The sequence below is a fragment of the Rhizobium sp. SEMIA 4085 genome (assembly GCF_013004495.1).
Taxonomy (GTDB): domain Bacteria; phylum Pseudomonadota; class Alphaproteobacteria; order Rhizobiales; family Rhizobiaceae; genus Rhizobium; species Rhizobium gallicum.
The window spans coordinates 1-12,300 of the sequence record NZ_JABEPH010000173.1 but is presented as its reverse complement, the minus strand read 5'-3'; the positions used below and the strand labels follow the sequence as shown (position 1 = coordinate 12,300).

The 12,300-nt window shown below is 60.4% G+C and carries 14 protein-coding genes; 11 read left to right on the top strand and 3 right to left on the bottom strand.

Annotation, left to right across the window (positions count from 1 at the left end; all coding sequences use genetic code 11):
* From C9413_RS17830 to C9413_RS17800, 7 genes are all read left to right on the top strand, one after another.
* Window positions 1-926 (top strand): glycoside hydrolase family 2 protein (locus tag C9413_RS17830; protein WP_348648784.1); only part of this gene is annotated, 926 nt, incomplete at its 5' end.
* 35 nt (window positions 927-961) lie between these two features.
* A complete protein-coding gene (locus C9413_RS17825; protein WP_039846803.1) occupies window positions 962-1,723 on the top strand; it encodes a sugar phosphate isomerase/epimerase in 762 nt (253 codons plus the stop codon).
* Between the two features lie 9 nt (window positions 1,724-1,732).
* Complete coding sequence (locus C9413_RS17820; protein WP_039845139.1) at window positions 1,733-2,866, top strand: Gfo/Idh/MocA family oxidoreductase; 1,134 nt, start codon at window positions 1,733-1,735, stop codon at window positions 2,864-2,866.
* Between the two features lie 68 nt (window positions 2,867-2,934).
* Window positions 2,935-3,966, top strand: coding sequence for an L-glyceraldehyde 3-phosphate reductase (gene mgrA / locus C9413_RS17815; RefSeq protein ID WP_039845138.1), 1,032 nt, complete (start codon window positions 2,935-2,937; stop codon window positions 3,964-3,966).
* A 93-nt stretch (window positions 3,967-4,059) separates the two neighbouring features.
* Window positions 4,060-5,673 carry a glycoside hydrolase family 43 protein gene (locus C9413_RS17810; RefSeq protein WP_039845137.1) on the top strand — a complete coding sequence of 538 codons (1,614 nt, stop codon included), beginning with the start codon at window positions 4,060-4,062 and terminating at the stop codon, window positions 5,671-5,673.
* Window positions 5,670-6,182: a GNAT family protein gene (locus C9413_RS17805; RefSeq protein ID WP_039845136.1), complete on the top strand. Its 513-nt coding sequence runs from the start codon at window positions 5,670-5,672 to the stop codon at window positions 6,180-6,182. The genes C9413_RS17810 and C9413_RS17805 overlap by 4 nt, the downstream gene beginning before the upstream one ends.
* A gap of 144 nt (window positions 6,183-6,326) precedes the next feature.
* Window positions 6,327-6,641, top strand: coding sequence for an RcnB family protein (locus C9413_RS17800; protein WP_039845135.1), 315 nt, complete (start codon window positions 6,327-6,329; stop codon window positions 6,639-6,641).
* A 657-nt stretch (window positions 6,642-7,298) separates the two neighbouring features.
* Here C9413_RS17800 and C9413_RS17795 read toward each other — a convergent pair.
* Complete coding sequence (locus tag C9413_RS17795) at window positions 7,299-7,949, bottom strand: glutathione S-transferase family protein (RefSeq protein WP_039845134.1); 651 nt, start codon at window positions 7,947-7,949, stop codon at window positions 7,299-7,301.
* A gap of 245 nt (window positions 7,950-8,194) precedes the next feature.
* On the opposite strand from C9413_RS17795, the gene C9413_RS17790 reads away from it, so the two are divergent.
* Complete coding sequence (locus C9413_RS17790) at window positions 8,195-8,932, top strand: adenylate/guanylate cyclase domain-containing protein (RefSeq protein ID WP_039846802.1); 738 nt, start codon at window positions 8,195-8,197, stop codon at window positions 8,930-8,932.
* A gap of 70 nt (window positions 8,933-9,002) precedes the next feature.
* On the opposite strand, the gene C9413_RS17785 is transcribed toward C9413_RS17790, so the two are convergent.
* Both C9413_RS17785 and C9413_RS17780 read right to left on the bottom strand, forming a co-directional pair.
* A complete protein-coding gene (locus tag C9413_RS17785; protein ID WP_170250702.1) occupies window positions 9,003-9,152 on the bottom strand; it encodes a hypothetical protein in 150 nt (49 codons plus the stop codon).
* A gap of 13 nt (window positions 9,153-9,165) precedes the next feature.
* Window positions 9,166-10,152: a zinc ABC transporter substrate-binding protein gene (locus C9413_RS17780; RefSeq protein WP_170250701.1), complete on the bottom strand. Its 987-nt coding sequence runs from the start codon at window positions 10,150-10,152 to the stop codon at window positions 9,166-9,168.
* Between the two features lie 101 nt (window positions 10,153-10,253).
* Here C9413_RS17780 and C9413_RS17775 point away from each other — a divergent pair, with 101 nt between their 5' ends.
* From C9413_RS17775 to C9413_RS17765, 3 genes are all read left to right on the top strand, one after another.
* Window positions 10,254-11,117 (top strand): metal ABC transporter ATP-binding protein, encoded by an 864-nt coding sequence (locus C9413_RS17775; RefSeq protein ID WP_039845132.1) that lies wholly within the window; start codon window positions 10,254-10,256, stop codon window positions 11,115-11,117.
* On the top strand, window positions 11,110-11,922 hold the full coding sequence (gene znuB / locus C9413_RS17770) for a zinc ABC transporter permease subunit ZnuB (protein WP_039845131.1): 813 nt from the start codon (window positions 11,110-11,112) through the stop codon (window positions 11,920-11,922). Before C9413_RS17775 ends, znuB begins: the two co-directional genes overlap by 8 nt.
* The coding region (locus tag C9413_RS17765) for a Fur family transcriptional regulator (protein ID WP_170250700.1) at window positions 11,919-12,300 on the top strand (382 nt) is incomplete at its 3' end. The genes znuB and C9413_RS17765, both read left to right, overlap by 4 nt.

Sequence of the window (12,300 nt, the reverse complement as noted above, 5' to 3'; positions counted from 1 at the left end):
CCGAATTCGGTTTCCAGTCCCACACCTCACTGCCGGTCATCAAGACTTATGCCGATAAGAGGGACATGAACGTCGCATCGCCGGTGATGGAGTTGCATCAGAAGAATGCCGGCGGCAATGAGCGGATCGCGGGCACGATGTTCCGCTATTTCCGCTTCCCCAAGGACTTTCCGAACTTCGTCTATCTCAGCCAGATCCAACAGGGGCTGGCGATCAAGACGGCGGTGGAATATTGGAGGTCGCTCAAACCCCATTGCATGGGCACGATCTACTGGCAGCTTAACGACACCTGGCCGGTTGCATCCTGGTCGAGCCTCGACTACGGCGGGCGCTGGAAGGCAATGCACTATCTCGTCAAGCGATTCTTCCAGCCGGTCGCCGTGGCCGCCATTCCATCGGAGGACGGCAAAACGATCCGATTCTCGCTGGTCAACGACACGCTTTCGGAGGTCAGCGCCGATCTATCGATTTCCATTCTGACGATGAAGGGCGAGCGCAGGCATCTGAAGGATATCCAAGCCGTCTGCACGCCGGATGCTGCCGTGACGGCAACGGCGATCAATGTCTCGGATATCCCCGAGGGCACGCTGCTTGGCTGGCGCTTCACGGCGTCAAACGGCATGGGCGGGGAGGGGCACTACGTCCACGGCACCTACAAGGCACTCGAATTGGAGCCTGCCGGTCTCCAGGTAACCCGCGAATATGTCGAGGAAGACGGCTCGGTTTGCCTAAATGTCACCGCCAAGGGACTGGCGCTGTTCGTGATGATCGAGACCGAGACCGACGGCAAATATTCCGACAATGCCTTCGATCTGGCAGCTGGCGAGACCCGCCGCATCCTCTTTACCCCGGCAAAGCCGCTCCAAGACGGCGAGCTTCCGGACTTCCGTTTCTACGACCTGCATTCCTGCCAGTCGGCAGATTGATCTTGAGAAAGGGCACGAGGCCCGAGGAGTAAATGATGACGAAACTGAGTTTCCAGCTTTATAGCGCCCGCAATTTCCAGCCGTATTCGGCAATCTTCGAAAAGCTCGGCAAGGCCGGTTATTCGGAGGTCGAAGGCTTCGGCGGCATCTATGCCGACCTCGGTGACGCTGATTTGAAGGGCCTGCGCGCCGATCTCGACAAGAACGGTCTGACGATGGCAACCGGCCATTTCAGCCCGGATTTCCTCGACGGCGAAGTCAAGAAATCGCTGAACATTGCAAAGACGCTCGGCATGGATTCGATCTACGCGCCGCATCTTGCCGCCGACCAGCGTCCGGCGGACGGCGCCGGATGGCTCGCGTTTGGCAAGCGCCTGCAGGAAATGGCCAAGCCCTATAAGGACGCCGGCTACGAATTCGGCTGGCACAATCACGACTTCGAATTCGTGAAGCTTGCCGACGGCTCGCTGCCAATCGAGCGCATCTTCGAAGGCGCCCCCGATATTTCGTGGGAAGCGGATATCGCCTGGGTCGTCCGCGGCGGAGCGGATCCGTTCGGCTGGATCGAGAAGCTCGGCTCACGCATCACTGCCGTACACGTCAAGGACATCGCGCCGGTCGGCGAGAACAAGGACGAGGACGGCTGGGCCGATATCGGTCACGGCACACTTGCCTGGCCGAAGCTGATCGCTGCGCTCAAAGGCACCAGGGTGAAGCACTACGTCGTCGAGCACGACAATCCAAGCGACATCGATCGCCTGATCACCCGCTCGATCGCATCCTTCAAGACCTACTGAGGGCAAACCATGACCAAGGAACTTGGCGTCGGCATCATCGGATGCGGCAACATCTCCACCACCTACCTTTCGCTCGCACCCCTCTTCAAGGGGCTGAAAATTCTGGCCTGCGCGGACATCAATGTGCAGGCAGCCGAACTTCGCGCCGAGGAATACGGCGTCACCGCTCAGACCATCGAGCAGCTTCTTGCCAATGACGAGATCGACGTCGTCGTGAACCTCACGATCCCCGATGCGCATTATCCGGTCTCAAAGGCGGCGCTTGAGGCCGGCAAGCACGTCTTCTCTGAAAAGCCACTCGTGCTGACGCTGGAACAGGGTGAGGACCTGCGCCGCATCGCTAAGGAAAAGAAGCTCTCCGTCGGCTGCGCGCCGGACACCTTCCTCGGTGGTGCGCACCAGCTTGCCCGCAAATATGTCGACGAGGGCGGCATCGGGCGCATCACCTCAGGCGCCTGCTATGTTATGGGGCCGGGCATGGAGATGTGGCATCCGAACCCGGACTTCTTCTTCCTGCCGGGCGGTGGTCCCATCCTCGACATGGGCCCGTATTACATCGCCAACCTCATCAATTTCATCGGCCCGGTGAAGCGCGTCGGCGCGATCACCTCGATGGCGTCGGAGACACGCACAATTACCAGCCAGCCACGCCACGGTGAGACGATTCCGGTCAAGACGCCGACGACCGTCCAGGCACTGCTGGAATTCGTCAGCGGTGCGACGGTGACGCTGACGGCGAGCTGGGATGTCTGGTCGCATCGCCATGCCAATATGGAGCTCTACGGCACCGATGGCACCCTTTTCGTTCCCGACCCGAACTTCTTCGGCGGCGTCGTCGAGGCAAGCGGCCGCGACAAGGATGTCAAGCCGCTAGAAGCCTGGGAGCATCCCTTCGGCAGGTTCAACCAGGAAAGCCCGCAAGGCCCGCGCGCCAACTACCGCACGGCAGGTCTTGCTGACATGGTCGCCGCGCTAATCGAGGGCCGCGATGCGCGCTGCTCGCTGGAGCGCACGCTGCATGGCGTCGACGTCATGACCTCGATCCTGAAATCTGGCGAGGAGGGCAGGTTCGTGGAACTCACGACGACCTGCACGCAGCCCGCCGCGCTTGGCATCGAAGAGGCTCAGGCGCTCTTGAAGTAGGCTTCCAACGGGCTATTTTCCGCGCGGGCTTTTCCAGCCCGCGCGCACGTTTCAAAAGGATCAGGACCATGAGCTGGCAACCGGCTTCCGACCGCTATTCGAAGATGAAGTATAACCGCACGGGCCGCTCCGGCCTGAAGCTTCCTGCCGTTTCCCTCGGTCTCTGGCACAATTTCGGCGGCGACACGCCCCATGAGCGCAAGATCGACATGTGCCGCACTGCCTTCGATCTCGGCATCACCCATTTCGACCTTGCCAACAATTACGGTCCGCCTCCAGGTTCGGCCGAAACCGCCTTCGGCGAAATCCTTCGTACCGAATTCGCGGGCCTGCGCGATGAACTCATCATCTCATCGAAGGCCGGCTACGAAATGTGGCCTGGTCCCTATGGCGAGTGGGGCAGCCGCAAATATCTGATCGCTTCCTGCGACCAGAGCCTGAAGCGCATGGGCCTCGACTACGTCGATGTCTTCTATTCGCACCGTTTCGATCCGGATACGCCTCTCGAAGAGACCTGCGGCGCGCTCGACTATATCGTCCGCTCCGGCCGCGCGCTCCATGTCGGCATTTCCTCTTATAATTCGCCGCGCACGCGGGAAGCAGCCGCGATCCTCAAGGATCTCGGCACGCCGTGCCTCATCCACCAGCCGAGCTATTCCATGCTCAACCGTTGGGTTGAGGACGACCAGCTGCTCGATACGCTGGACGAGGTCGGCATGGGCTCGATCGTCTTTTCACCGCTGGCGCAGGGCATGCTCACGACCAAATATCTCGCCGGCATCCCGGAAGACAGCCGTGCGGCACAGAACCACTTCCTGAAGCGTGATTTCATCCGCCCGTCGATCATCGACAACATCCGCAAGCTGAATAGCATTGCCGAACGCCGCGGCCAGACGCTGGCGCAGATGGCGATCGCCTGGGTATTGCGCGGCGGCCGGGTGACGTCGGCGCTGATCGGCGCCAGCCGTTCGTCGCAGATCGTCGATTGCGTCAAGGCACTCGACAATCTTGATTTCACGGTGGAAGAGCTGAAGGAGATCGATATCTACGCCCGCGAGGCCGACGTCAATCTCTGGGCGAAATCCGCAGAGCGAGAATAGGCGCAAGCAACGCCAGTCCGGAAATGGCCGGGCATTTCTCATTCAGTTTGATGTACGTGCCGCAGTCTGCGGCTATCCGGAGGAGCAGCCGTCATGATCCGCAACCCCGTTCTGCCTGGTTTCAATCCCGATCCGTCTATCTGCTGCGTCGGCGACGACTATTACATCGCGACCTCGACCTTCGAATGGTATCCGGGTGTGCAGATCCACCATTCGCGCGATCTGGTGAACTGGACACTGGTGCGCCGTCCGCTGGAGCGCCAATCGCAGCTCGACATGCGCGGCAACCCCGATAGCTGCGGCGTGTGGGCGCCGTGTCTTTCCTATGCCGATGGGCAGTTCTGGCTGGTCTATACCGACGTCAAGCGCTTCGACGGCAACTTCAAGGACGCACACAACTACATCGTCACCTCGCCGACCATCGAGGGCGAGTGGTCTAATCCGGTCTATGTCAATTCCTCGGGTTTCGACCCGTCGCTCTTCCATGACGACGACGGCCGCAAGTGGTTCGTCAACATGCAGTGGAACCACCGCACGGAAAGCTATGGCGGCGCACCCAAGCATCCGGCCTTCGATGGCATCCTGCTGCAGGAATGGGATCCGGTCACGAAGGCGCTGAAAGGTCCGATCCGGAACATCTTCGCCGGCAGCCCGCTCGGTCTTGTCGAAGGCCCGCATCTCTTCAAGCGCAACGGATACTATTACCTAACGACCGCCGAAGGCGGCACGGGCTATGATCACGCTGTCACCATGGCGCGTTCGCGCAACATCGACGGTTCCTACGAGATGCATCCGAATATCCATCTCATCAGCTCCAAGGACAATCCGGAAGCCGTTCTGCAGCGGGCAGGGCATGGGCAGTATGTCGAGACGCCCGACGGGCAAGTCTATCACACCCATCTTTGCGGGCGGCCGCTGCCGCCGAAGCGCCGCTGCACGCTTGGCCGCGAAACCAGCCTGCAGAAATGCGTCTGGAAGGCGGACGGCTGGCTCTACCTCGAAAACGGCACGACCGTGCCGGATGTCGAAGTTCCGGGCCTCAAGGGCGCGGTTCGCGCCGAAAAACCGGTTCGCACCGAATATAGGTTCGATGGCGGCAAGTTGCCTGCGGATTTCCAGTGGCTGCGCACGCCGCAGCCGGAGCGCATCTTCGATCTGACCGGACGCCCCGGCCACCTGCGCCTCATCGCCCGCGAAAGCATCGGCTCGTGGTTCGAGCAGGCGCTCGTCGCCCGCCGCCAGGAGCATCACAGTTTCCGCGCCGAGACTGTCGTGGAGTTCGACCCGGACACCTACCAGCAGGTCGCCGGCCTGACGCATTACTACAATCGCCACAAGTTGCACGCCGTAGCGGTGACGCTGCACGAAAAGCTCGGCCGCTGCGTCACCATCCTTTCCTGCAATGGGGATTATCCGAACGGTCGTCTAAGCTTCCCGGCCGGCAGCGGCGTCGCCCTTCCGGCGGAAGGCCGCGTCCAGCTTTCCATGGAAATCCGCGACAACGACCTGCAATTCTTCTGGCAGACGGAAGGAAAGGGCGCCTGGCAGCCGATCGGCCCGGTTCTCGATGCCGGCGTCGTCTCCGACGAGGGTGGCCGCGGCGAGCACGGCTCCTTCACGGGTGCCTTCGCCGGCGTCTTCGCCTTCGACACATCTGGGCGTGCCAAGACAGCCGATTTCGACTGGTTCAACTACGAAGAGCTTTGATACTGGCGTCCGATAGTGTCATCGAACCGATCGCCGTCCGGCACATCGGGAGCTATCACCAGGCTCTCGACCTAGTTGCGCGTGAACGCAGGTATCTCACCTTCCTTGAGGCCCCGCCGCTCGAAGACACACGGAAATTCGTTCTCGACATGATCGAGAACAGGCATCCGCAATTTGTCGCAGTAAAGGACGGCGGGGTGATCGGCTGGTGCGATATCCGCCGGCATTCCCGCCCGGCACATGCGCACCGAGGAACGCTCGGCATGGGCATCATCCCTGCCCACCGCGGACAGGGTCTCGGCTTGCGTCTCATGGAGACCACGCTGAAGCAGGCCAGGGAATATGACATTATACGGGTCGAGCTCAGCGTCCATGCCGACAATACCCGCGCAATCCGCCTTTACGAGAAGGCCGGCTTCGTTAGCGAGGGCGTGAGCAGGGACGCCGTTCATATCGACGGCCGCTATCTCGACGTCGTCAACATGGCTTTGATCTTCAGCCGAACTTGAATGCGGCCGCTTTAAAAGGCGAAACTAAGATATAAAATTATGCTTATAAGCGTCAGTTTCCATTACAATAGTGTAATTTAATTTTCAGATTCGGTTCACTTTCGTGGACGTAGTTTCGGCGGCGTTCAACACGAGGATTCCCCGATGAGAAAGATATTCACAGCCCTGCTTTCCGTTTCCTTCCTGATTACGCCGATTGCTTTCGCATCAGAGGCAAGTGCTGCCGAGCACCGCCGTCCGATCATTGTCGAAAAGAAGGTCGTGGTTCACAAATACCGCTGGACGAAAGGTCATCGCATGACTGCTGCAGAACGCCGCCACATGGCCGAAGTCCGCGACTACCGCCGCCACCGTCTGTCGGCGCCGCCGCGCGGCTACCGCTGGGTCAGGGTCGACAACGAGTTCCTGCTGATCGGCGTCACGAGCGGGATTGTCTCAAGCATCATCGCTGCCCGCTGATCGGGCGTTCTTAAAAAGGCACCTTTGGGCTCTAAAGTCGCTCGCAGAAAGACGCTGCGGGCGGCTCGACTTATGGGAGATATTCTCACGAAGCCATGGTGAATGCTGTTGATGGCGACCAGCGTAAGGAAGCTTTTTCGAGCGACACGAACGCTGTTTCAAGCAGTCCTTTCGCAGCGACATAGAAACGGATGAGGTCGCATCTTTGTATGCTTCCGCCTTCATAGATGCCTCGCCTGCTGGGGTGATGACTGGAAAGAACGACGATCAAATCAAGCAAGTTGGCGCAAGGTTATGCGCGCTATCGGGCGACAGGGACGAAGAAGATGCCGATACGCAATGTCCACCTCTCGCCCCATGGATGAACATCATTGCGTGGCCATGTCGCGTGGAGGGCAACCTATGTCCGCAAGGATGAACCGGACGTAACGATAGGTTTTGATGTTCATTCCTTCGTCCAAGAGCTGGATGGGGAGCCGAAAGTTTTCGGCTGGGTGTCAGGCGACGAGCAGGCTCTTTTAGGGAAGCACGGCATCATCTGAAGTCCGCTCACTACCCGATCACGACACCGCTCCGTCGCGCGATTCCGGGGTCAGGATCCACAATTGAGTAAAAGACTCCCATGACCGCTTCGAGCCGGCGAGAGAGCGGGCTTTTTCAGCCCGTCGATGCGGCGATGAAAACCGCCAACTGAGCGTCGAAAGCACGCTTGTATGCGGGCCGCGCTTCACCGCGGGCGACATAGGCGGAGAGGTTCGGATATTCGTCCAGTATGCCCGATCCATTCAACCTGAGCAGCACCGACACCATCAGAAGGTCACCGGCGCTGAACTCACCGTCTAGCCAGTCGGCATCGCCAAGGCGATCGGAAAGTTCGCTCAGCCGCTTGCGGATGCGTTCCTCGACGACTGACAGACGCTGCTCGTACCAAGTCTCGTGACCCTCCAGGAGCCTGGCGACTTCGCGATCGACGATCGTCGGCTCCATCGTGTTGAGCGCGGCAAACATCCATGTGATCGCGCGCGCCCGGGCATTCGCATCGTCTGGCAGCAAGCCCGCATGGCGCTCCGCGATATGGAACACGATCGCCCCCGACTCGAACAGGGCGAGATCGCCTTCTTCATAGGTCGGAATCTGCCCAAATGGATGAAGCGCGAGATGCGCGGGTTCCTTCATCGCTTTAAACGAAAGAAGACGAACTTCGTAAGGCTCGCCAACCTCTTCGAACGCCCAGCGAACGCGCATGTCCCGGGCCAGACCTTTGCCGCCATCGGGCGACCGTTCAAAGGCGGTAATAGTGATAGTCATCGCTGTTCTCCATAGCACGTCTGTCCTGAAGACGGGTGGCCAAACCAGGTTCCGACACTCCATGTCTGCGATCGTCGCTTCATCGTTGAATTTCTTTCGCTCCAGTTTTTATTGTCGCAAATCGCCGAATGGGCGTTTTTGATGACGCGGTCCCGGTTGCAAAGCACCTGCCGGCTTTTTTGAGGATTTTCTGGCCCGGATGTGCGAAAATCGGCGAAACGACACGCAAACAGGGCGGCGGCAAGATGTCGTATTCTCAATCCAGGATTTGCAAGGGCTGCTGGCAGCAGATGCGCCTCCCGGTGCCTCTGCGCGGACCGGCTTCCATTCCCTTCCGCGCCTTCGGCATCCGCCCGAGCCGGATGAATCCGAACACCTGCACGATTTGCGAACTCATGTTCACACGCGTGATGAAAGCCCGCAAGATCACTGTTGATGTATCCGTGCTTTTTGCGGATCTGAGGGGCTATACGACGCTTTCGCAGTCGCTTCCGGCAGATACTGTCTCGTCGCTGCTCGATGATTTTTACGATGAATGTGCCGCAGCCATTTGGGAATACGACGGCCTTCTCAACAAGACGGTCGGGGACGCCATCATGGCAATTTTCAACTTTCCGATCCACCACCAGGACCACGCCGAACGTGCTGTGCTGGCTGCGCGGGAGATTCAGCACCGCTGCCGGTTGCGTCGTGAACGTCACATGGCTGAAGGTGCCGGGCTGGACGGAAGTGAACTCGGCATTGGTATCGGCATCGACACTGGCGAGGCCAGCTTCGGAGAGTTCGGCCGATCGCATCGCGACCTGACTGCGATTGGAACGGTTGTGAATACTGCCGCTCGCGCGCAGTCAGTTGCTGATGCAGGGCGGATTCTCGTCACCAAGGCCGTTTGCGAGCGGGCGCAGAGCCAAACGGCCAACAGCAAAGGTCGGGCATACCGCCTGAAGGGCTTTGAGAAGCCGATTGAGCTTTACTCGATCTGAGCACCGTTGAATGCCAGGTCGCTTGAAAACCGCACATTTAGGGCCGGGCCTTGGCCAGCCACCGCGGGACTCAGGCCTCATTCTCGGCGGGCTCGCTCAGTCCCTCGATGCGCGGCAGCGGTTCACATCCCTCGCAGATACAGCAAAACGGCCTGATCGCGATCGCCGTCATGCTGCGCGCAGTTCCGAGCTTGCGAGGGGGGCCGGGAGATGCCGCCATTTCCCTTTCCCGCTCAGCTTTCGCGCGAAAGGCAATCCTTCATGCTGTTGGCGATGCCGCGCATCAGTGTGAAATAGCGATCGGGACCGGCCTCCAGCGTTGCCGCCTCCGGGTCGAGTACGCCGGCTTTCGCATCGGTGCCTTCGATGACGACATTGACCAGGCGCGGCTCGAACTGCGGTTCGGCGAAGACGCAGGTTGCGCCGAGGTCGGCAACCTTCTTGTGAATCTCCGAAACGCGCTCGGCACCGGGCATGTTTTCCGGGCTCACCGTGATGGAGCCAGCGACGCGGACGGCATAGCGGTGCTCGAAATACTGGTAGGCATCATGGAAGACAATGAAAGGCTTTTCCTTTACCGGGGTGACGATGTCGGTGATTTCCCTGTCCAGCGCATCGATCTTTGCGTCCAGCGCCTTGGCATTGGCCTGGTAGGTCAGCGCGTTGGCGGGATCGGCGGCCACCAGCGTCGTGGTGATTTCCGCAGCCATGGCCTCGGCATTCATCGGATCGAGCCAGAGATGCGTGTCGAACTCGCCGTGACCGTGATCGCCTTCTGCATGCGCGTCATGATCGTGCCCGGCCTCTTCGTGCTCATGCCCGGCTTCCGCCTCGTCGCCGTCATCGTGCGCTTCGAAGGCGCCGCCTTCGCGAAACTTCAGCTTCACAAGGCCCGGCGCATCCTCCAGCTCGGCAATGCTGGCGCCGGAGCCTAGCGATTCCAGCGGCTTTTCGAGGAATGCTTCGAGGCCGGGACCTACCCAGAAGATCACCTTGGCGCTCTGCAGTGCGCTCGCATCCGACGGCTTGAGATTGTAGGTATGCGGGGAGGCAGCACCATCGACGATTAGTTCCGGCGTGCCGACCCCCTGCATGATCGCCGAAACCAGCGAATGGATCGGCTTGATCGAAGTAACGACTGCCGGCGCATCCGCCGCCTTGGATGCCCCGGCCAGCAGGATCGCCGGAATCGCAAGGGAAAGGCTCATAACCAGTTTCATGTTCACGCTCCGCTTGAATAGCAAGTGTAATGTTATTACATCAATTGCGTAATGCTATAACGTGTGCGATAGCATGACGCAACAGCACTGTCGGAAAAATGATGTTATCTCCCGCAAACCCTGCCTCGAAGCCGCTGGTTTTTCTCCACAATGTGGGTGTCCGGCGGGATGGCCGCTGGCTTGTCCGGGGCGTGGAGTTTTCGATTTCACGCGGCGAGATCGTGACCCTGATCGGTCCGAACGGCTCCGGAAAATCCACAAGCGCCAAGGCGGCGATCGGCGTTTTGAAGCCCGATGAGGGCAGGGTGGAGCGGGCAAGCGGCCTCAAGGTCGGCTACGTGCCGCAAAAGCTTGCGATCGACTGGACGCTGCCGCTCACCGTCCGGCGCCTCATGACGTTGACCGGTGCGCTTCCCGAACGCGAGATAATGGCCGCGCTCGAGGCCGCCGGCATGGCTCATATGCCGAATGCCGAGGTGCAGCACCTCTCCGGCGGCGAGTTCCAGCGGGCGCTGATTGCGCGTGCCATTGCCCGCAAGCCCGATCTGCTCGTGCTGGATGAACCGGTGCAGGGCGTCGATTTCTCCGGCGAGATCGCGCTTTACGATCTCATCAAGCAGATCCGTAATTCTACCGGCTGCGGCATCCTCTTGATCTCGCATGATCTCCATGTCGTCATGGCGGAGACCGATACGGTGATCTGCCTCAACGGCCACGTCTGCTGCCGTGGCACGCCGGAGACGGTCAGCCAGAGCCCGGAATATGTGCGCCTCTTCGGAAGCCGCGCGGCAAAGACGCTCGCCGTTTACAGCCACCACCACGACCACACGCATCTGCCGGACGGCCGGGTGCTGCATTCGGATGGCTCGGTGACGGACCATTGTCATCCAGACGACGGCCATCACCACGATCACGACCGCTCGGATCACGACCACCACCATCATGCGGGAGAGCGCCATGCTTGACGATTTCTTCGTCCGCGCGATCCTTGCCGGTGTCGGTCTGGCGCTCACCACCGGGCCGCTTGGCTGCTTCATCATCTGGCGGCGCATGGCCTATTTCGGCGATACGATCGCCCATTCCGCGCTGCTCGGCGTCGCGCTGTCGCTGCTCTTTGAATTCAACCTGACGCTTGCCGTCTTCGCCGTTGCGGCGACGGTTTCGATCCTGCTGCTCTTCCTGCAAAAGCGGCAGGCGCTGTCGGCCGATGCGCTGCTCGGCATCTTGTCGCACGCGACGCTGGCGATCGGGCTCGTCATGGTCGCCTTCATGAGCTGGGTACGCATCGACCTCATCGCCTTCCTTTTCGGCGATATCCTTGCCGTCTCTAAAACCGACATCGCGTTGATCTGGGGTGGCGGCCTCTTTGTCGTCGCCGCGATCGCCTGGCTGTGGCGTCCGCTGTTGGCATCGACCGTCAACCCCGAGCTTGCCGAGGCCGAGGGGCTGCAGCCTGAGCGGGCGCGACTCTTTTTCATGCTCCTGATGGCGGTCGTCATCGCCATCGCGATGAAGATCGTCGGCATCATGCTGATCACGTCGCTTCTGATCATCCCGGCGGCCGCGGCCCGCCGCTTCTCGTCGACACCGGAGGTCATGGCCGTTCTCGCATCGCTGATCGGTGCTGCCGCCGTCGTCGGCGGCCTATTCGGCTCGCTCACCTACGACACGCCGTCAGGCCCTTCGATCGTGGTTGCCGCACTCATTCTCTTCCTCCTCAGCCTGCTGCCGCGGCTGGGACGCAAGGAACCGCAAGGACAAGGCTCATGAACGCACCGCAACTGACCAAGAACCAGGCGCTGGTCTTCGACGTGCTGGAAAAGGCCGACGGCCCGCTCAGCGCCTATACGATCCTCGACAAGCTGCGCGACCACGGGTTCCGCGCGCCGCTGCAGGTCTACCGTGCGTTGGAGAAGCTGCTCGAATATGGCGTCGTGCATCGGCTGGAGAGTATCAATTCCTTCGTCGTGTGCGCCCATCCGAACGAGGATTGCCACAGCCACGGCACCGTTGCCTTCGCGATTTGCGAAAGCTGCGGCCATGTCATGGAGTTCCACGATCACGAGGTCGATCACCGGCTGAGGGACTGGACGCGCGGCAAGAAATTCAAGGCGGAGAAGACGACGATCGAAATCCGCGGTCTTTGCG